This is a genomic window from Streptomyces dysideae (assembly GCF_001514305.1).
Taxonomy (GTDB): domain Bacteria; phylum Actinomycetota; class Actinomycetes; order Streptomycetales; family Streptomycetaceae; genus Streptomyces; species Streptomyces dysideae.
The window spans coordinates 123,337-141,635 of record NZ_KQ949085.1 but is presented as its reverse complement, the minus strand read 5'-3'; the positions used below and the strand labels follow the sequence as shown (position 1 = coordinate 141,635).

Genomic DNA, 18,299 nt, shown 5'->3' with positions numbered 1-18,299 from the left:
CACAAAAACGTATCGGGCATTTCACACCTCAACCTTCACGCACCGCACACAAGTTGGCTAGGTTTACCTCCGGCCGCTCGACTCCCTCCGGCGAACCCCGCCGGGTCGCGCGACCTCCGCCGAGTCCGGTGCGCCCACGCGGCCCACTGGAGCCGGGGACCCACCGAACCTCGGGGTGAATCGGCCCAACCGCCCTTCGGGGCAAGGGCCGTAGGGCACACCTTCCGGATCCGTCCGCCCGAACCCGTCAGCTAACTCGGTAGGCGGAGTACGGAAGGAGTACGTCGCCCATGGCGCCGGAAGGCACCGCGCGACCGGGGGGTCTCAGCCTCCCCGGCATGCGCAACTCCGCACTCGCGTCGGCGGCCCTCACCTCGGTGGCCCTGCTCGCCCAGACCGCCAACGCCGCCCCCTCCGCGGGGGACGAGGGCCCGAGCCGGGAAGAGGTCCGGCAGCGGGTCAGCTCGCTCTACGACCAGGCCGAGAGCGACACCGGGACCTTCAACGCGACCCGCGCCGCGGCGACACGCGGTCGCGTCGACCGGCCGGTCGACGGGGGCAGGCGCACCGATCCCGCCCTCGACACCGTCGCCCGGCAGTGGTTCGACGTGGCGCGCTCCCGGCTGGGCCCGACCGTCCCTGCCGTGATGCCGCCCGACAGAAGGCCGGACCGGCCGGCCGGGGCCCGGCCCGCGCGCCCGGCGGAGCGTGCCGGGGACGGCCGCACCGGCGGTGCCCGGGAGACGGCCGACCGCGCCCTGCCCGAGCTGACCGCCAAGCCGGTCGCCGAATTGACGTCCGGTCCGGCCACCGCGACCGCTCCCGTGGCGGAGTTGACCGCCGGGCCCGTGCCGGCCCTGCCGATGGCCCTGCCGACCGCGCCGGAGACTCAGCAGCCGGAGACCTCGCAGGAAACCCCCCGGGCCCAGTCCCTCGCCCTGCCCGCACCGACGACCGAGGCGCGGCAGTCCGCGCTGCGCACGACCAAGGAGCAGAACCGGCGAAAGCTCGCCCACGCCCGCGAGTTGCTCTCGGCCCACGTCGTGCAGCAGAGCACGCCGCTCGCCGCGGCTGAGCCCCCGCCGGTCGAGGACACCTGGTCCGCGACGACGGCCCAGTCCCTCCCGGAGGCCCGGCCGGAGTGGCCGCAACAGCAGCCGACCGAGCTCGGCACGGTCGCACCCGTCACGACGGGCTGGACCACGACGGCGGACCAGGCCGCCGCAACGGGCTGGAGCACAGCGACAGGCCAGGTCATCGACACGGGCACAGGCACCGTGCCGGTCGCGGCGCAGGACACGAGGGCCGTGCGGGCCGTCTCCTTCGCCCGCGCACAGATCGGCAAGCCGTCCCTCTGGGGAGCGACGGGGCCGGACTCGTACGACGCCGGCGGTCTCGTGCAGGCCGCCTGGAAGGCCGCCGGGGTCACCCTTCCGCGCACCCCGCCGGAACAGGCGACCGCCGGAACGCCGGTCTCCCTCATCTACGTCGAGCCCGGCGACCTGGTCCTCTTCCACGCCGGCCACGTCGGGATCGCCACCGGCAACGGCATGATGATCCACGCTCCCAGCCCGGGCACATCCATACGCGAGGAGTCGATCTTCTACGCCGGGGAGGCGGCCATCCACAGCGTGATACGGCCCGCCTGAGGACCGTCGCCCCAACCCGACGAGAACGCCATCCTGGATCCTGACGTGGGGCTGCCTCGGTCTCAGCCCGGGCCGAGGCCCGTGCCGCCCTTGAGGCGTTCCAGGTCGGAGGGGCGGACCTGGATGACCACGACGGCGATCAGGGCCGCCAGCACGGTGAAGATCGCCGCCATGACGAAGGCGGCCGACACTCCGGCGGTGAGGACCTCGTCGGCCCAGCGTCCGGGGAGGTCCCCGGTGCGTTCGAAGCGGCGCCGCTCGGCGGGCGTCGCCTGGGACAGGAACCGCGGGATCTGCTTCTCGGCCTCGTTCCTGCTGGCCGTGCCGAACATGGTGACCAGGATGGACAGACCCAGCGAACCGCCGACCTGCTGTGTGGCGTTGAGGAGTCCGGAGGCCGCGCCGGTCTCCTCGGTGCGGACGTTGGAGAGCGCCATCAGGGTGAGCGACACGAACTCCATGCCCATGCCCAGGCTGAAGACGAGGATCGGGCCGAGGACACTGCCCGCGTAGGTGGAGTGCACGTCGGTCAGGGTGAGCCAGGCCAGGCCCGTCGCCGCGAGGATCGCGCCCACCACCATGAACGGCTTGGGACCGTACGTGGGCAGGAACTTCGAGGCGAGCCCGGCCCCGAACGCGATGACCACGCTGACCGGCAGGAAGGCGAACCCGGTGGCCAGCGGGCTGAAGTCCAGCACGTTCTGCACGAAGAGCGTGAGGAAGAAGAACATGCCGAAGATCGCGGCGGCGAGGCACAGCATGATGCCGTACGTGCCCGCGCGGTTGCGGTCGGCGAACATGTGCAGCGGCGTGATCGGCTGCCGCGAGCGCCGCTCGACCGGCACGAACGTCAGGAGGACGACGCCGGCCGCGGCGAACGAGGCCAGGGTGAGCCCGTCCCGCCAGCCGTCCTGCGCGGCCCTGATGAACCCGTACACCAGCAGCACCATGCCCACGGTCGAGGCCAGCGCGCCGGTGATGTCGAAGTGGCCCGGGTGCCGTTCGGACTCCTTGATCCAGCGGGGTGTGGCGAGGGCGATGACCAGGCCGATGGGGACGTTGACGAAGAGCACCCACCGCCAGTTCAGCCACTCGACGAGCATCCCGCCCGCGAGCAGCCCGATCGCGCCGCCGCCCGCCGAGACCGCGGCGAACACCCCGAAGGCCCGGTTGCGTTCCGGTCCTTCGCGGAACGTCGTACTGATCAGGGCGAGGGCGGTCGGGGACGCGATGGCACCGCCGACGCCCTGCAGGGAGCGGGCGGCGAGGAGTTGGCCGGCGTTCTGCGCGAACCCGCCGAGCAGGGAGGCGAGTACGAAGAGCAGCACACCGAAGACGAAGACGCGCCGCCGGCCGAGGATGTCACCGGCCCGGCCGCCGAGCAGCAGCAGACCGCCGAAGGTGAGGGTGTAGGCGTTGACCACCCAGGACAGGCTGGTGGTGGGCAACTCCAGGTCGCGCTGGATGTGCGGCAGCGCGATGTTCACGATGGTGATGTCCAGGACCACCATCAGCTGGCACGACGCGATGACCAGCAGGGCCATCGCGCTGCCGCCGCCGCCCGGTTCGTGGGCGGTGGTCCGCGATGAAGGGGTCGGCTGCGGGCTGCTGCTCATGGCATGTCGTGCTCTCGGGGGTCGTCGCACCCCCGAGAGGGGTCAGTGAACGATGCCGTCCACTGCTGTCCACCGTTCGACGGTACGCCCGCGAGGGGGCCGTGACCACTCGATCAACGGGCCGCTCGGCGCACCCCGGCGTCCGGTTCGACGATGCCGAGCCGGACGGCCTCGCTGACGGTGCCGGCGCGGTTCTCGGTGCCGAGCTTGCGGTAGATCCGTACCAGATGGGTCTTGACCGTCGCCTCGGCGAGGAACAGCGCGTTCGCGATGGCCCGGTTGCTGTGTCCGCCGGCCAGCAGCCGCACGACCTCGGTCTCGCGGTCGCTCAGGACCGGTCCCGGTCCGACCGCGTGCCCGACGACACGGGCCGCGGCCTCGGGTGCCGGGCCCATGCCGCCGGACGCCGCGGCACGCACGGCGCGGAACAGTTCGTCGGGCGGGCCGGCCTTGAGGACGTAGCCACGGGCGCCGGCCTCCACCGCGCGCAGGACGTCGGTCTGACGGCCGTAGCTGGTGAGCACGACGACGCGGGTGCCGGGGAGGGCGGTGAGGATCCCGCGGGTGGTCTCGATGCCGTCGACGTCGTCGTCGGCCAGGCGCAGGTCCATCAGTACGACGTCCGGGCGGTGCCGGCCCACCAGGCGCACCGCCTCGGTCCCGTCGCCGGTCTCGTCGACGACGTCGAATCCTGGCTCGCCCTCCAGGAGGGCGAGCAGTCCGGCGCGTACGACGGCGTGGTCGTCGACGATCAGGATCCGCAGGGGCGGATCCTCCATGCCGCTCATCGGGCGCCCACCGGGACGCGGTCGGCGGCCGGCAGGGTGGCCCGGACGCGGGTGCCGCGGCCCTGTGCGCTGTCGACGGTGAGTGTGCCGCCGAGCGCGGCCAGCCGGTCGTGTGCCGCGGCCAGCCCGAATCCCCGGCAGCCGTCCTTGACCCGCGGCGAGGCCGGGTCGAATCCGACTCCGTCGTCCCGGATTTCGAGGGCCGCCGTCGTGTCGCCGGGGACCAGGGTGACCTGTATGTGTGTGGCCCGGGCGTGTTCAGGCGCGTTCGCCGGAAGGCCCTGGGCCGGCCGCAGCAGGGCCACGGCCCGTTCCGTGGGCATCGGTACGGCTCGTGCTCGGCGCGGAAGGAGATCCTGGGCGTTCCCGTCATCCGTTTCAACCGTTCGGCTGAACGGGCACGCGACAAACCCGTCGGCATGTGACCCAGACCACAAGGGAAACGGTGTCGTTTCGATAGCGGCGGAGCTACTCTTCTCCCAAGTGAACGAAACCGTTTCGTTCAGAGTGCGAATGTGGGGCCACCCGCATGATCAATGTCCTCGTCGTCCACGCCCAGACCCTGCAGCGCCTCGGCCTCCGCATGCTCCTGGCGGACCGGCCCGGCCTGACCGTCGTCGGCGAAGCGGCCACCGGAACCGACGCCGTCCGGATGAGCACCGCGCTCCGCGCCGACGTCGTCCTGCTGGCCAGCGACCTGCCCGGCACGAACACCGTCGAGACCGTCCGCCGCATCGCCCGGCCCGACGCCGCCGGAGTGAGCGGCGGGCACCCCGCTCGCGTACTGCTCCTGGCCCCCGCCGGGCCCGCCGAGTACCCCTACGCAGCCCTGCGCGCCGGAGCGGGCGGCTGTCTCCCCGAGGACGCCACCCCCGACCAGCTGGCCTCGGCCGTCCGCAGCGTGGCCGCCGGAGACGCCGTGATCACCCCCGGCCTGACCCGCGCCCTCATCGACGCCGTCCGTCGGCAGCGCCGGCCCGCCGCCCCGGAGCCGCCGATCCGGCTCGACACCCTCACCGCGCGCGAACGCGACGTCCTCACCGCGGTCGCCGCGGGCTGGTCGAACGCCGAGATCGCGCAGCGCCTGTCCATCGCCCCGACCACCGTGAAGTCCCACGTCAGCAACATCCTCACCAAGACCGGCGCCCGCGCCCGCGTCCAGGCCGTGGTGTTCGCCTACGAGTCGGGCCTGGTTCGGCCGGCCTGACGGCGGGTCACCGCCGGTAATCTTCCCGGGTGCACTCGTACCAGGAACTGACGTCGGCAGAGCGCGAGTTGTGGGATGCGTATCCCACGGGTCGCCCGGTGAATCTCGGTACGAGCGGTTCGGACGTACCCCCGGAGGACGGGGGCGGCTGGGGTGCCGAGCGGACGATCCGGGCCGGTGTCGTGACCGCCCTGCTCCTCGGCGCGAATCCGGGGCCGCCAGGGACCGTTCCGGCGCTGCGGCTGTCGGGCGCCCGAATCCGCGGGGCCCTCGATCTCAGTGGCGCGGAGATCGGGCACGGGCTGTGGTTCCGGCAGTGCTGGTTCGAGGAGCGGCTCAATCTCTACGGGGCCACGACCCGGACGGTCGAGATCAGGGGCTGTGTGCTCCCGGGGCTCGACCTGACCATGGCCCGGGTGGAGGGCCTTGTCTCACTGAGACGCACGGCCCTGAACGGCAGACTCGAGCTGACGAACGCACGGCTGGCCGGCGAGCTGCTGCTCAGCGACGCGGTCCTCTCGTACCCCCGCGACTGGGCGGTGATGGCCGGCGGGCTGGTCGTCGAGGGCGGACTGTTCTGCCGCAGAACGGTGCTGCACGGCGGGATGCGTCTGCTGGGCGCGCAGGTGGCCGGCGGCATGCACATGGAGCAGGCGCGGGTGCACCGTCCCGGCGCCGAGGCGATCCTCGCCGACCACGCGGTCGTGCGCAGCCTGGCACTGTCGCGGGGTTTCACTGCCGAGGGGACGGTGAGTCTACGGGGCGCGCAGATACCGGACCAGCTGACCTTCGACGGCGCCGACCTGCGGGCCGACGGCACCGCGCTGGACTGCACGCGTATGCAGGCCGGCGTCTTCATCTTCACCCCGGCCGGGCCGCCGTCCGGCGCGGTGGACCTGCGGGACGCCCAGGCCGTGACGGTCCGCGACCGGCAGGACGCCTGGCCGGACACGGTCCGCCTGCAGGGGTTCACCTACGGCTCCCTGCACGAGACGGGCGACCTCGAGGCGGCCTCCCCCGAGCAGCGCATCGCGTGGCTGCGGCGGAACCCCGGCTATGCCGCGCAGCCGTACGAGCAACTGGCGGGCTGGTACCGGCAGATCGGACATGACGACGACGCCCGCAGGGTCCTGCTGGCCAAACAACGGCACCGCAGGAGAACGCTGGGCCGCCCCGCCCGGCTGTGGGGCCACCTCCTCGACACCACGGTCGGCTACGGCTACCGTCCCTGGCTCGCCGGCCTGTGGCTCGCGGCGCTCGTCCTGCTCGGCACCACGGTGTTCCGGGCCCATTCCCCGCACCCGACCGACCCCGGTCAGGTGCCGCCGTTCAACGCGTTCGTCTACACGCTGGACCTGCTGATCCCGATCGGCGGTCTGGGCCAGCGCAGTTCGTGGTACTGGACGGGAGGAGCACCCGCCTGGCTGGCCTACGCCCTCGTCGCGGCGGGCTGGATCCTGACGACGGCGGTCCTCGCCGGCATCACGCGTACATTGAACAGGAACTGACGGGACGGAAGATTCCTGGACTACGAAGTGGTAACGGGCAGCAACCGAACACTAGTTGCCATGGTCTAGTCCGCCATGAAGATCTCTTTCCTGCTGCACAACGCCTACGGAATCGGAGGCACTATCACCACCACCTTCAACCTGGCCCAGGCACTGGCCGAGCGGCACGAGGTGGAGATCGTCTCCGTGCTGCGGCACCGCGAACACCCGAACTTCACGCTGGACCCCAGGGTGTCGCTGCGCCCCCTGGTGGATCTCAGACAGGACAAGGAACATCCGCTCTATCTGAAACCGGCGCGGGTCTTCCCGCGCGCCGAGTACCGCTACGGGCAGTACAACGAGCTGACCGACCAGCGGATCGCCGAGTGCCTCGCCGCGACCGACGCCGACGTGGTCATCGGCACCCGGCCGGGGCTCAACGTGCATCTCGCCCTCCAGGCTCCGCCGCACGTCGTCCGCATCGGACAGGAGCACCTCACCCTGGACAACCACCCGCCCCGGCTGCGCACCGCGCTGCGCCGCGCCTACCGCGGGCTTGACGCGCTCACCACGGTGACCGAGGCGGACGCCGCCGCCTACCGGCGCAAGATGAGGCTGCCCGGGGTGCAGGTGGAGGCACTGCCCAACAGCGTGCCGGATCCCGCGCTGCCCGCCGCGGACGGCACCGCGAAGGTGGTCGTCGCGGCCGGCCGGCTGGTCCCGGTGAAACGTTACGACCTGCTCATCGAGGCCTTCGCCCTGGTCGCCGCCGAACACCCGGACTGGCAGCTGCGCATCTACGGCAAGGGCGAGGAACACGACCGGCTGCGGCAGCTCATAGCGGACCTCGGGCTGTGGAACAACGTCTTCCTCATGGGCGCGGCGGCCCCCATGGAGGCGGAGTGGGTCAAGGGCTCGATCGGAGCGGCCGCCTCCAACTTCGAGCCGTTCGGCATGACGATCGTCGAGGCGATGCGCTGCGGCCTGCCGGTGGTGAGCACCGACTGTCCCTACGGCCCCGGCGAGATCATCGAGGACGGCGTCGACGGCCGGCTGGTGCCGGTCGGGGACCGGGACGCGCTGGGTGCGGCCCTGCTGGGACTGGTCCGTGACGACGAGCGGCGCCACCGTGCGGGCCGTGCGGCCCTGCGGAACGCGCGGCGGTTCGCTCCCGGCCCGGTGGTCGAACAGGCCGAGCGGCTGTTCGCCGAGGCGGTCACCGCGCGCCGGGCGGGACGGCCGGTCGTACCGGACCGCACCCCGGTGGGCGGCGTCCTGATCAGCCAGGGCTTCGCAGCCCGGGACGCCGCGTACTCGGCGGCCAGCAGCGCGCTGCGCGTCGTACGGAGGGGACAGCGATGAGCACGGAACACGGAACGCGGCCACGGGTGGGCTGCACGGTCGACACGGACGGCCGGATCTCCTTCGACCTGCCGCCCGGGCCGGACGGGGAGCACGCTGCGCAGCAGTTGCTGCTGCGGCTGCGGCCGAAGAAGGGGCAGCCCGAGAAGACCCTCCACGTCCTCGACCTGAAGCCCGCCGACGGCCGGCTGAGCGCCGTACTGGACCCGGAGCCGGTTCTCGCCGAGGGCCGGTGGGACGTGTACCTGCTTCAGGGACCGGACTCCGAGCGGGATCGGCTGCGCCCCGGCCCGCGCGACCTGCGGGCCCTGGTCGACGGCCACCTCCGCGACCGGCGGTCACCGCTGGCCGTCCGGATTCCCTACGTCACCAAGGACGGCTACCTCGCGATCCGGACCTGGTTGCGCCCCGCGCACGCGGAGGCCGGCCGCGTCGACCTCACGGACCGTTCGCTGACGGTCGGTGCGCGCCTGCACGGCGCCGCCCTCGAGGAGGGAGCCGTCGTACTCCTGCGGCTGCGGGGCGCCGGCGGCACCGAACACACCCTGGAACCACGGGCCGAGGCCGACGGGCGGGGTTTCTCCTTCACGGTCGGCCACGAGGAACTGGCCGCCGCGACCGGCGTCTGGGACGTCTTCGTCCAGCCCGCGCCGGAAGTGCCCCGTGTCCGGGTCGGCCGGCTCCTGGACGACGTGGCGGACCGCAAGGAGGTGTTCGTCTACCCGGCGGCCACGCTCGGCGGTGCCGTCCTGCGCCCCTACTTCACGGTGGACAACGACCTGTCCGTGGAGGTGACGAAGGTGTGAGATCCGCACAGGCGGACTGTGCGGATCTCACGTCCGGCCGGTGACAGACACTCGATGTCCCTGTCGCCGGGTTCTGCGGTACGAGGTGTAGCCTCACGCACCCGCATTTCTACGAGGCAGGGCAGCGGTGTGGGACTACTGCGTCCCGCGCCGCATGGCCTTCAAGTTCCTCCCCGGCATGGACACCCTGCTCCTCGCCCACGCGCAGTACGCGCACCGCGGGTCCAGCGGGAGGTTCGTGACCGTGCGCGTCTCGCCGGCCCGCGCCCTGGTCCGGGAGCCCGAGCTGCCGCTGCTCGACGCGCCGTTCGGCGGTGTCAGCGGCCGGTGCGGATCAGGCCCGTCAGGTAGCGCCACAAGGAGGAGCGCTGGCGGGCGGACGGGTCCGGCAGTACCGTCTCGGCCGGCTCCGCCGCCGGGTCCTGCGCCGGTGGTCGCTCGGGCACCGAGGCGAGTTCGTACCGTACGGGCAGCGAGCGCAGGCCCCGCATGAAGGGCGAGGAACGCCACGGCAGTTGGTCGACGGGGAGGGCGAGGTCCAGATGGGAGAACCGTTCGAAAAGGCGGCCCACCCCGACCGCCGCGACCGTCGACGCGAGTTCCCGCGCGGGGCACTGGCGGGGACCCGCGCCCCAGGACAGATGCGCCCGGGTGCTGACCGTGGTGCTCGGCGCCACGTGCTTGGCGAAGAGCGGGTCGGCGTGCGCCGCGGCGGAGGAGACCCACACCGGGTCGCCCGCCCGGACCGTGTAGTTGCCGAGCGGGGTGTCCCTGGCCGCGAAGCGCGGTACGAAGTTCACCAGCGGCGGCTTCCGCATGACCACCCGGTTCATCGTCTCCCTGACCATGCCGGCGGACAGGCTGGCCCGCACGCTGCTCTCACCGGAGATGACCTCGACCACCGTGTTGGAGATGAGGATGCCGACGTGGTCGGACGTCATGCCGAGCAGCATGAAAAGCTCTCGGGCCAGCTCGTCCAGCGAGAGTTCGGGGTGCGCGGCCAGCAGGTGGGAGGGAAAGTCGTCCCCCGGCGTCTCCAGTTTCACCGCCGCGAGTTCCGCCAGCGTCGCCAGCAGCCGCTCCAGGGCGGGCTCCGCGTCCGGCCCCGCGTCCAGCACCCGCCACATGTCCATCAGCGCGTCGTCGCCCTGTGAACCGGGGAAGCCGAGCAGATGGCTGGCCACCATCAGCGGCAACGGCCGCGAGAACTGGGCGGACAGGTCCGCCAGGCCCGTGCCGCCGGCCTGCCCCACCAAGGTGATCAGCTCGTCGGCGTAGGCGGTGACGGCCGACTTCAGTCTCTTCGCCTGGGGATGGCGCGGGTCCTGGAACGGTTTGAGCGCCGCGTCCCACGCCGTCCGCAACGGCTTGTATCCCGGACCGCCCTGGATCAGCACATGGTTGACCTCCAGCGACGGCCCGAGCGGCCAGTCGGCCGGCACTCTTCCCTCCGAGCGGGCCCGCCAGTTCTCCAGTCCCTTCGGCCAGCCGGCGTCGTCCTGGAGCACCTGAAGCGCCTCCCGGTAGCCCAGGACCAGCCAAGCGGGTACGCCCAGCAGGTCGACCGGCGCGACCGGCCCGTGCCGCTGCCTCAGGCGCTCGTAGACGAGCGAGGGGCGCGTCTCGTAGTCCCGGGTCAGCAGCGGCTCAGGTGTCATCGCCTCCAACCGGGTGTGGTCCAGGTCCACTGATCCGCCATCGAGCCACCGGGATTCCAACGTCTTGCCGCCCCCTCCGACACTCCACGTACCGACGCACCTTCAGTCGGTAGCCGGAAACGGTGGGGACCTTACCCCAGCCCTACTCGCGAGTGAACGACGGGGGCATCGGTAACGGCCCTCACGTTTGTGGATTTTCGGTCATCGTCCTGACGTGCACCTGTCCAACACGGCTTCCTGATGGCAGGCTGCCTTCCTGACCGCGCAGTAACACCCCTGCCCACCCGGCCGGATGACCCTCACCGCCCGGGCCCCCACCGCAGAAGGAGACCGCGTGAAAGGCAGCCTCCGCAGACTTCACGAATCCGGCAGCTCCGGCGTCCGCCGCACCCTGTTCGGCGCTCTGGCCGGCGTTGCCGCACTACTGGCCACTGGTGTCACCGCCGGCCCGGCGAACGCCGCCGGCCCGGAACCGGGAACGGTGCCGCTCCGGGCGCAGGAACAGGCCCGGGACTTCTGGACCCCACAACGGATGCGTCAGGCAACTCCACTGGACGTCCTGTCCGTCGACCGCTCCGAGGTACGGGCGTCGACCCCGCGCAAGGGCGAGAAGACCGTCGTCGCCCCCAGCGCGCCCGCCGCTCCCGTCGGGGCCCTGGCGATACCCAACGGCGGCGGACCCTGGACCGGGGGCGGGGCCGTGGTGCAGACCGCGGGCCGGGTGTTCTTCACCTACCAGGGCCGCACCGCCTCCTGCTCCGGCAACGCCGTCACCAGCGCCAACAAGAGCACGGTGATCACCGCGGGCCACTGCGTGAAACTGGAGGGATCCTGGCACACCAACTGGGTGTTCGTGCCGGGCTACCACGACGGGCAGGCACCGTACGGCACGTGGACGGCGTCCAAGACCCTCTCCACACCGCAGTGGACGGCCAGTGAGGACATCAACTACGACGTCGGCGCGGCCGTGGTCGCACCTCTGGACGGCAAGGCGCTGACCGATGTCGTCGGTGGCCAGGGCCTGGCCTTCAACACCGGCTACAACAAGGCCATGTACGCCTTCGGCTTCCCCGCCGCCGCCCCGTACGACGGCGAGAAGTTCATCTACTGCAGCGGCACGACCTACCGTGACTTCCTGCTGTCCAGTGACCACGGCCTGACCTGCGACATGACCGGCGGCTCCAGCGGAGGCCCCTGGTTCACACAGTTCGACGAGGCCACCGGCACGGGGCTGCAGTCCTCGGTGAACAGCTTCAAGTACAACTTCCTGCCGACGGCCATGTACGGACCGTACTTCGGCGCCGACGCGCAGAACCTCTACCAGACGGCCCAGTCGTCCTGAGCGTCTGAACGCCTGAGCACCGTCAGAGGAACGCCCGCTTGTCCGCGTGCATCGGGGAGGTGAGCCGGATGGTGACGCACTCGTCGTCGTCCGGCTTGCCCGGCGTACGGAACGACACATGCCCCAACGGCAGTCGACCGGCCGCTACTTCTACTTCCTGGCCGGCTCGGCGTCGTCGTAGGTGTCGTGCCAGTGCCACCATGCGTACGGCTCGGTCTGGGGATAGCCTTCGGGCGACTCCTCCCATGTCTCCTGCCGTCCCAGCGCGGTCATGTCGAGGTAGCTCCAGGTGCTGCCCAGCGCCTCGTCACCGCGGGCGTTGACGAAGTAGGTGCGGAACACGCTGTCGCCGTCGCGGACGAACGCGTTGGTGCCGTGCCACTCGTCCACACCGAAGTCGGTGTCGAAGTCGTCGGTGATCGTGTACCAGGGGATCGTCCAGCGCATGCGCGCCTTCACCCGCGCGATGTCCGCCTGCGGCGCGCGTGAGGCGAAGACGAGGGTGGTGTCGCGGGCGTTCAGATGGGCGAGGTGACCCACGTGGTCGGCCACCATGGAACAGCCGACGCAGGCGTGGTCGGGCCAGCCGGTCACCCCGGGCTCGAAGAAGGCGCGGTAGACGATCAGCTGCCGGCGTCCCTCGAACAGGTCGAGCAGACTCACCCTGCCCGCGGGGCCGTCGAACTCGTACTCCTTCTCCACGGCCTGCCATGGCATCCGCCGGCGCTTGGCGGCGAGCGCGTCGCGGGCGCGGGTCAGCTCCTTCTCCTCCACCAGCAGCTCCTGCCGCGCGGCCTCCCACTCCTGCGGCGAGACGATCGGGGGTGTCTTCATGGCGAGGTCCACCTTCCGGTTCGGTCCGGGCTCACCTCCAGGGTCGCCCGCCACCGGCACCGGCGCACACCCGCGTGCTCCGGGGTGTGGCCGGAGCGGCTCAGTCCGTATGCTCACCGCCGACAGATTCGGCGGCCCCGTTTCGGCACGGCCGCCGCGCGTCGGACTCCGCGGAGCCGAGGGGTGCTCCCGTCCGCCACGGCCGCCGCCCGCTCCAGAATGGCGGCAAGCCAGTTGCTGGTGGTCGCCACGTGGGTCAGTGCGGCGGCTCGGACCAGAGGGGCGTCCCCGACCCGGATCGCCTCCAGGATCACCTCGTGCTCGGCGATGGTGCGCGCGTGCGCGTCACACTCCACGATCCCCCGCCACACGCGGCCGCGGAACGTCCCGCCGGAGGTGCCGATGAGGATCGACGCAAGTGCGGTATTGCCGCTCGTGCGGGCCACCGCGGCATGGAACTCCGTGTCGTGCGTCACCATTTCCTCATGGGTCGCGGCGGCTTTCATGGCGTCCAAGTGCCCGGTGACCTCCGATGCCGCCCAGCAGCAACTCCGGCGTCAGGTCCGTGACAAACGTCCCGTCGCCACGCCGCACATCGAGGACCCTCGCCGTCACCAGTGCGCGAACCGCCTCGCGGACGGTGTTCCGGGACAGGCCCAGCTGGGTGCACAGGTCCTGCTCGCGGGGCAGCCGGTCGCCGGGCTCCAGCGTGCCGTCCAGGATGAGATCCCGGAGCCTGGCGACCGCCGTCTCGATGAGCGGTGCACCCATGGGCCGCCTCTGGGGTGTCGTCGCAGCCGACGGCACTCACGTCGATCGCCGAGTTCCTCGAAGGCCATCCCGGCGTCCGCGCACTACCCGGGGCTGTGGACGGCGACGCGGACGCGGCGGGCCAAGTCTGCGAACGCACCGAGGTGTTCACACTCACCGTGTCCCTGGGCAGCGAGGACTGCGACGAGCTGATCGCCGACCTGGACCGGGCCCTGGCGGGCTGACAAACCCGTGAAAGACGGACCGAGAAGCCTGTGAATGTTGTCGAAGGGGTTCACGAGATGAAAAGGACTGGTAAGACTTTGCCGCTCCCCTTTGACATGCCCGCTGCAAGTCCGCATATCCCCCGCTCACTTCGCGCACCCCAGGAGAAACCCCTCATGCGCAGACTCCTCGCCTGCCTCGCAGCGGTGGCCGCCGCTCTCGGCGGGCTCACCGCGGCCGCCCCCTCCGCAGCGGCCGCCGACTCGGGCGCCTTCAGCGTCCTCAGCTACAACGTGGCCGGCCTGCCCGAGGCCATCTCCAGCGCTCCCACGCCCCGCGAGTCGGCCACCGCCGAGATCGGCCGGCGGATCGCGCCGTACGACATCGTCCACGCCCAGGAGGACTTCAACTATCACGCCACCCTGTACGCCGCCGACACCAACCACCCCTACCGCACCCCCACCAGCGGCGGCGCCGGAATCGGCAGCGGGCTCAACACCCTGTCGAAGATCTCCTACGACGCGGACGACTTCGAGCGGGTGCGCTGGCGGACCTGCACCTACGGCTCGGGCGACTGTCTCACTCCCAAAGGCTTCACCTTCATGCGGGAGCGCCTCGCCGAAGGCGTGTACGTGGACTTCTACAACGTGCACACCAACGCCGGGTCCAACGACGACGACCTCAAGGCGCGTGCCGACAACCTCAGCCAGCTCACCGAGTTCATCAAGACCCACTCGGCGGGCAACGCGGTCGTCGTCATGGGCGACACCAACACCCGCTACACCCGCTCCGGTGACACGATCGCCGAGTTCGCCGCCGCCAACGGCCTCACGGACGCCTGGGTCGAGCTGATCCGGGGCGGCACCCCGCCGGCCAAGGGCAGCGCGGCCCTGGTCTGCGACCAGACCCAGCCCACCGTGCCCAACACCTGCGAGATCGTCGACAAGGTCCTCTACCGGGGCAGCAAGCTCGTCTCGCTGAACGCCACGTACTACAACAACGACCACGCCAAGTTCCTCACCTCCGACGGGCTGATGCTCTCCGACCACGACCCGATCACGGTGAACTTCTCCTGGTCGCGCAACGCCGCCTTCCAGCTCAGCGACCAGTTCGGCGGCCCGCACGGCACGTACTTCAACGACATCGACAGCGTCCCGGCCGCCGCCCGCGCCACCACCATCGCCCTGCGCGCCGGCTCCCGCGTCGACCGGATGAGCCTCACCCTCGCGAACGGCACCACGCTCGCGCACGGCGGCTCCGGCGGCACCGCGTCCTCACTGACGCTGGGCAGCGGCGAGTACGTGACGACCGCTCAGCTCTGCCGGGCACAGAAGGACGGCCACACCCGGATCTTCTACGCCAAGTTCACGACGAACCTCGGCCGCACCCTGGCCGGCGGCTCGACGACCTCCGACTGCGTGACCCGCACCGCGCCGTCCGGCCGGCAGATCGCCGGCTTCCACGGCCGGACCGGTGACGAGGTCGACAAGATCGGCTTCATCTACACCCAGCGCTGACGCCCGTTCTGGGCCGCCGGGGCCGGCTGAATCCGTCCCCGCTGGTCCCGGGCGACACGGTCACCATGACGGTGGAGGGCATCGGCACCATCAGCAACACCGTCGTCGCGGGCGTGGCTCCGGTCCCCCTCCCGGCCGCACGCCGCCGGGGACCGGAGCGGGCCGGGCGGCGTACGGATGCCAGTCCGGTCCGGTTCAGCGGCGGAGCCGGTCGAAGCTGAACGGCGCGAGGGTCTCGGGGCGTCGGCCGGTGAGGATGTACTCGGCGAGTCGGTGCCCGGTGGCGGGGCCCAGGGTGACGCCGAGCATGCCGTGGCCGGTGGCCGCGAAGGCGTTGTCGTACCCCGGGAGGCGGTCGATCACCGGCAGCCCGTCGGGGAGGAACGGCCGCCCGCCGACCCAGGGGTCGCGGATCACGCTCACCAGGTCGTCCGGGTCGTCGAACCAGCGGCCCAGATAGTGTCGGCTCGCCAGCGCCACGGCGACGATACGGCGCCAGTCGAGACGGCCGTTGTTTCCGCTCAGCTCCATCGTGCCGCCGATCCGCGTGGTACCGCCGATCGGTGAGGCGACGGCCCTGCGCTCGCCGAAGTACAACGTGTGCCGGGGCGCCGGGTCCAGCTCCACCGAGAAGCTGTAGCCCTTGCCCGCCTGGAGAGGCAGTCGGTGTCCCAGACCACGCAGCAGGTGGGGAGAACGCATACCGGCCGCGATGACGACAGCCGAGCAGGGGATCTCGCCCTGGTCGGTGCTCAACGCGGTGACCTGCCCCCCTGAGGACCGGAAACCCGTGACCTCCGCGTTCTCATGGACCTTCACCCCCGCGGCGGCCAGTGCCTCACCGAGCCCGCGGGCGAACGCCTCCGGATCGACGACGCCCTCCCCCTCCACCAGGTAGGCCGCGCGCACCCGGGGCGACAGCGCGTCGTCCAGCAGATGCGCTGCGGCACCCGTGGTGACGTCGTCCGGCATCGGATAGCGGCCGTCCGCCATCTCCCGCTGGATCGCGAGGTGGTGCCGGGCCTGCTCCGGCGACAGGAACGCGTGCACCATGCCGGGCCGGGTCAGCGTCGTGGCCACCCCTGCCTCGCGCAGGCCGTCGAAGAGATCGAACGTACCGCGGTTCAGCTCGGCGATCGCCGCGTAGCCGCGCCGGAACGCGGCCGGTGTGCTGCTGCGCCAGAACCGCCACAGCCACCGTACGAACGCCGGATCCGGAAGCGGCCGTAGATACAGCGGTGAGTCCGGCCGCCCCAGCGAGCGCAGGGCGTAGCGCACCACGCCCGGGGCCGGGACGGGCGTCGAGTGGCTCAGGCAGACCCAGCCCGCGTTGCCCCGGGACACACCCGAGCCCAGACCGCGCCGCTCGACGACCGCCACCGGCAGACCGGCCGCGGCCAGGTAGTAAGCGGTGCACAGCCCCACCACACCGCCTCCCACGACCACGACCGGGTTGTCGCCGGCCAGTCCCGTCCCGCCGGGCACGCCCGTCACGACGCGGATCCGTACGACGCGAGGAACTCCCGGGTGCGGGCCTCGGAGGGCGCTCCGAGGACGTCCTCGGGCCTGCCTTCCTCCACGATCCGGCCGCCGTCGACGAAGACGACGTGGTCGGACACCTCGTGGGCGAAGGGCAGTTCGTGGGTGACCAGCAGCATCGTCATTCCGTCCGCGGCGAGTTCCCGCATCACGCTCAGTACCTCCCGGGTGGCCTCGGGGTCGAGGGAGGACGTGGGCTCGTCGAAGAGCAGCAGTTCGGGCTTGAGAGCGAGGGCCCGCGCGATGGCGACGCGTTGCTGCTCGCCGCCGGACAGCTGGTCGGGCAGGGCGAGGGCGCGGTGGGCGACGCCGACCCGGCGCAGCAACGCGACGGCGCGCTCCAGCGCCTCCGACTCGGGGATGCCGGCCTTGCGCTGGGCCAGGACGACGTTCTCGACTGCTGTGAGATGCGGGAACAGGTTGAACCGCTGGAAGACCATGCCAACGGTGCGGCGCAACCGGGCCAGGTCGCGACAGACCGTGCGGCCGTCCTGGTGCACCAGCTCTCCGGCGACCTCGACCGTGCCCCGGTCTGGCCGTTCCAGCAGGTTGACGCAGCGCATCAACGTCGTCTTCCCGCCGCCGCTCTGTCCGATGACGCTGACGATGCGGCCCCGTTCGATGGTCAGGTGGACGTCGTCGAGCACCAGTCGGCCGTCGAAGGACTTGCTCAGTCCGCCGATCCGCACGACTGCCGCGGGCGGCGCCAGGGGCTTGGTCTGCGCGGCGGTGACTGACCCGGTCATACGGCACCTGCCTTCACGTCGGCGCCCACGGCCGTGGCGGGCGGGTCCTGGGCGAGCAGGGCGCGTGCCGCCCGCAGGCGCCGTCGTCGCCACGGGGACAGGGGCACGCCTGCCCGTACCTTCCGCTCCAGCAGAAGGAGCAGTTGGGAGAGCGGGTAGCAGAGGGCGAAGTAGATGGCCGAGATGACGAGATACACCTCCAGGGCCCGGAACGTGGCCGAGGTGATGAGCCGCCCTTCGGACATCAGCTCGGCGGCGGAGACGGTGACGAGCAGCGACGTGGATTTCAGCAGGTCGACGAGCATCGTGTTGGTCCCGGGCAGTGCCTGGCGTACGGCCTGCGGCAGGACGATGTGACCGAAGATCCCCGCCCTGCCGAGACCCAGGGCCTGCCCCGCCTCCGTCTGTCCGGAGTGCACCCCGCTGATCGCGGAGCGGAAGATCTCGGACAGGTAGGCGGCGTAGAAGACGACCAGGCTCAGGCATCCGGCGGTGAAGACGTCCAGCCGGATCCCCGCCGAGGCCAGGCCGAAGTAGGCCAGGAAGATGATGGCCAGGAGAGGGATGTTCTTGAACAGCTCGGTGTAGACGGCGGCCACGGCGCGCAGCGGCCATGCCCTGCTCAGTCTGAGCAGGGCCATGCCCAGGCCGAGCAGCACCGCTCCGACGAAGCTCACCACCGTGTAGGAGAGGGTGCGCCGGAGCGCGTCGAGCAGGTCCGGACGGTAGTCGGACCAGGGAACTTCGAAGAGACCGGCGAGGTCGGACATGTC

Annotated in this window: 18 protein-coding genes, 2 pseudogenes and 1 riboswitch; of the genes and pseudogenes, 10 read left to right on the top strand and 10 right to left on the bottom strand. The window is 71.4% G+C overall.

Annotated features, from left to right (window positions below; all coding sequences use genetic code 11):
- The first annotated feature begins 107 nt into the window (after positions 1-107).
- Positions 108-282: riboswitch (cyclic di-AMP (ydaO/yuaA leader) on the top strand.
- A gap of 56 nt (positions 283-338) precedes the next feature.
- Entirely contained in the window at positions 339-1,649 is a 1,311-nt protein-coding gene (locus AQJ91_RS19465; protein ID WP_159054607.1) for a C40 family peptidase, read from the top strand.
- A 62-nt stretch (positions 1,650-1,711) separates the two neighbouring features.
- Here AQJ91_RS19465 and AQJ91_RS19460 read toward each other — a convergent pair whose 3' ends face one another.
- The 3 genes from AQJ91_RS19460 to AQJ91_RS19450 form a co-directional block, all read right to left on the bottom strand.
- Positions 1,712-3,193 (bottom strand): MFS transporter, encoded by a 1,482-nt coding sequence (locus AQJ91_RS19460; protein WP_067023238.1) that lies wholly within the window; start codon positions 3,191-3,193, stop codon positions 1,712-1,714.
- A 185-nt stretch (positions 3,194-3,378) separates the two neighbouring features.
- Positions 3,379-4,053 (bottom strand): response regulator transcription factor, encoded by a 675-nt coding sequence (locus AQJ91_RS19455; RefSeq protein ID WP_067022966.1) that lies wholly within the window; start codon positions 4,051-4,053, stop codon positions 3,379-3,381.
- On the bottom strand, positions 4,050-4,376 hold the full coding sequence (locus tag AQJ91_RS19450) for a sensor histidine kinase (protein WP_067022963.1): 327 nt from the start codon (positions 4,374-4,376) through the stop codon (positions 4,050-4,052). The genes AQJ91_RS19455 and AQJ91_RS19450 overlap by 4 nt, the downstream gene beginning before the upstream one ends.
- A gap of 206 nt (positions 4,377-4,582) precedes the next feature.
- Here AQJ91_RS19450 and AQJ91_RS19445 point away from each other — a divergent pair, with 206 nt between their 5' ends.
- The 5 genes and pseudogenes from AQJ91_RS19445 to AQJ91_RS58755 form a co-directional block, all read left to right on the top strand.
- Positions 4,583-5,260, top strand: coding sequence for a LuxR C-terminal-related transcriptional regulator (locus AQJ91_RS19445; protein WP_067022960.1), 678 nt, complete (start codon positions 4,583-4,585; stop codon positions 5,258-5,260).
- A gap of 29 nt (positions 5,261-5,289) precedes the next feature.
- Positions 5,290-6,768 (top strand): pentapeptide repeat-containing protein, encoded by a 1,479-nt coding sequence (locus AQJ91_RS19440; RefSeq protein ID WP_067022953.1) that lies wholly within the window; start codon positions 5,290-5,292, stop codon positions 6,766-6,768.
- Positions 6,769-6,843: 75 nt separating this feature from the next.
- Positions 6,844-8,109, top strand: a complete 1,266-nt coding sequence (locus AQJ91_RS19435; RefSeq protein WP_067022944.1) for a glycosyltransferase family 4 protein — start codon at positions 6,844-6,846, stop codon at positions 8,107-8,109.
- Positions 8,106-8,915 (top strand): hypothetical protein, encoded by an 810-nt coding sequence (locus AQJ91_RS19430; protein WP_067022942.1) that lies wholly within the window; start codon positions 8,106-8,108, stop codon positions 8,913-8,915. The genes AQJ91_RS19435 and AQJ91_RS19430 overlap by 4 nt, the downstream gene beginning before the upstream one ends.
- 127 nt (positions 8,916-9,042) lie before the next feature.
- Positions 9,043-9,153 (top strand): annotated as a pseudogene (locus AQJ91_RS58755) (class III lanthionine synthetase LanKC N-terminal domain-containing protein); the annotation flags it as partial.
- Between the two features lie 79 nt (positions 9,154-9,232).
- On the opposite strand, the gene AQJ91_RS19425 reads toward AQJ91_RS58755, so the two are convergent.
- Entirely contained in the window at positions 9,233-10,573 is a 1,341-nt protein-coding gene (locus tag AQJ91_RS19425) for a cytochrome P450 (protein ID WP_199847966.1), read from the bottom strand.
- Between the two features lie 334 nt (positions 10,574-10,907).
- Here AQJ91_RS19425 and AQJ91_RS19420 point away from each other — a divergent pair, with 334 nt between their 5' ends.
- On the top strand, positions 10,908-11,915 hold the full coding sequence (locus AQJ91_RS19420; RefSeq protein WP_067022935.1) for a trypsin-like serine peptidase: 1,008 nt from the start codon (positions 10,908-10,910) through the stop codon (positions 11,913-11,915).
- 150 nt (positions 11,916-12,065) lie between these two features.
- Here the strand turns inward: AQJ91_RS19420 and AQJ91_RS19415 are convergent, their stop codons facing one another.
- The 3 genes from AQJ91_RS19415 to AQJ91_RS57805 all read right to left on the bottom strand — a co-directional run bounded on the left by AQJ91_RS19415 (position 12,066) and on the right by AQJ91_RS57805 (position 13,520).
- Positions 12,066-12,749 carry a DUF899 domain-containing protein gene (locus AQJ91_RS19415; protein ID WP_067023235.1) on the bottom strand — a complete coding sequence of 228 codons (684 nt, stop codon included), beginning with the start codon at positions 12,747-12,749 and terminating at the stop codon, positions 12,066-12,068.
- A 113-nt stretch (positions 12,750-12,862) separates the two neighbouring features.
- Complete coding sequence (locus AQJ91_RS57810; protein WP_067022933.1) at positions 12,863-13,228, bottom strand: FCD domain-containing protein; 366 nt, start codon at positions 13,226-13,228, stop codon at positions 12,863-12,865.
- 4 nt (positions 13,229-13,232) lie between these two features.
- A complete protein-coding gene (locus AQJ91_RS57805) occupies positions 13,233-13,520 on the bottom strand; it encodes a FadR/GntR family transcriptional regulator (protein ID WP_067022930.1) in 288 nt (95 codons plus the stop codon).
- A gap of 14 nt (positions 13,521-13,534) precedes the next feature.
- Between AQJ91_RS57805 and AQJ91_RS19400 the strand changes: the two genes are divergently transcribed.
- The 3 genes and pseudogenes from AQJ91_RS19400 to AQJ91_RS55715 all read left to right on the top strand — a co-directional run.
- Positions 13,535-13,744 (top strand): hypothetical protein, encoded by a 210-nt coding sequence (locus AQJ91_RS19400; protein WP_067022928.1) that lies wholly within the window; start codon positions 13,535-13,537, stop codon positions 13,742-13,744.
- A gap of 156 nt (positions 13,745-13,900) precedes the next feature.
- On the top strand, positions 13,901-15,241 hold the full coding sequence (locus AQJ91_RS19395) for a jacalin-like lectin (protein WP_067022925.1): 1,341 nt from the start codon (positions 13,901-13,903) through the stop codon (positions 15,239-15,241).
- Positions 15,242-15,252: 11 nt separating this feature from the next.
- Positions 15,253-15,462: pseudogene (locus tag AQJ91_RS55715) on the top strand (hypothetical protein); the annotation flags it as partial.
- On the opposite strand, the gene AQJ91_RS19390 reads toward AQJ91_RS55715, so the two are convergent.
- Genes AQJ91_RS19390 through AQJ91_RS19380 form a run of 3 tightly spaced genes read right to left on the bottom strand, consistent with a single transcriptional unit; the run spans position 15,437 to position 18,296 of the window.
- Entirely contained in the window at positions 15,437-16,735 is a 1,299-nt protein-coding gene (locus AQJ91_RS19390; RefSeq protein ID WP_079085057.1) for an NAD(P)/FAD-dependent oxidoreductase, read from the bottom strand. The pseudogene AQJ91_RS55715 and the gene AQJ91_RS19390 sit on opposite strands and share 26 nt — an antisense overlap.
- Positions 16,732-17,526, bottom strand: a complete 795-nt coding sequence (locus AQJ91_RS19385; protein ID WP_067022922.1) for an amino acid ABC transporter ATP-binding protein — start codon at positions 17,524-17,526, stop codon at positions 16,732-16,734. Before AQJ91_RS19385 ends, AQJ91_RS19390 begins: the two co-directional genes overlap by 4 nt.
- Positions 17,523-18,296, bottom strand: a complete 774-nt coding sequence (locus AQJ91_RS19380) for an amino acid ABC transporter permease (protein WP_067022919.1) — start codon at positions 18,294-18,296, stop codon at positions 17,523-17,525. The genes AQJ91_RS19385 and AQJ91_RS19380 overlap by 4 nt, the downstream gene beginning before the upstream one ends.
- Positions 18,297-18,299: the final 3 nt, after the last annotated feature.

Bases quoted from the DNA above. Each gene is read 5' to 3' on its own strand.
- AQJ91_RS57805 (WP_067022930.1), bottom strand. From the start codon at position 13,520: ATGGGTGCACCGCTCATCGAGACGGCGGTCGCCAGGCTCCGGGATCTC.
- AQJ91_RS19460 (WP_067023238.1), bottom strand. From the start codon at position 3,193: ATGGCCCTGCTGGTCATCGCGTCGTGCCAGCTGATGGTGGTCCTGGAC.
- AQJ91_RS19450 (WP_067022963.1), bottom strand. From the start codon at position 4,376: ATGCCCACGGAACGGGCCGTGGCCCTGCTGCGGCCGGCCCAGGGCCTT.
- AQJ91_RS19380 (WP_067022919.1), bottom strand. From the start codon at position 18,296: ATGTCCGACCTCGCCGGTCTCTTCGAAGTTCCCTGGTCCGACTACCGT.
- AQJ91_RS57810 (WP_067022933.1), bottom strand. From the start codon at position 13,228: ATGGTGACGCACGACACGGAGTTCCATGCCGCGGTGGCCCGCACGAGC.
- AQJ91_RS19465 (WP_159054607.1), top strand. From the start codon at position 339: ATGCGCAACTCCGCACTCGCGTCGGCGGCCCTCACCTCGGTGGCCCTG.
- AQJ91_RS19415 (WP_067023235.1), bottom strand. From the start codon at position 12,749: ATGAAGACACCCCCGATCGTCTCGCCGCAGGAGTGGGAGGCCGCGCGG.
- AQJ91_RS19395 (WP_067022925.1), top strand. From the start codon at position 13,901: ATGCGCAGACTCCTCGCCTGCCTCGCAGCGGTGGCCGCCGCTCTCGGC.
- AQJ91_RS19385 (WP_067022922.1), bottom strand. From the start codon at position 17,526: ATGACCGGGTCAGTCACCGCCGCGCAGACCAAGCCCCTGGCGCCGCCC.
- AQJ91_RS19425 (WP_199847966.1), bottom strand. From the start codon at position 10,573: ATGACACCTGAGCCGCTGCTGACCCGGGACTACGAGACGCGCCCCTCG.
- AQJ91_RS19455 (WP_067022966.1), bottom strand. From the start codon at position 4,053: ATGAGCGGCATGGAGGATCCGCCCCTGCGGATCCTGATCGTCGACGAC.
- AQJ91_RS19445 (WP_067022960.1), top strand. From the start codon at position 4,583: ATGATCAATGTCCTCGTCGTCCACGCCCAGACCCTGCAGCGCCTCGGC.
- AQJ91_RS19435 (WP_067022944.1), top strand. From the start codon at position 6,844: ATGAAGATCTCTTTCCTGCTGCACAACGCCTACGGAATCGGAGGCACT.
- AQJ91_RS19430 (WP_067022942.1), top strand. From the start codon at position 8,106: ATGAGCACGGAACACGGAACGCGGCCACGGGTGGGCTGCACGGTCGAC.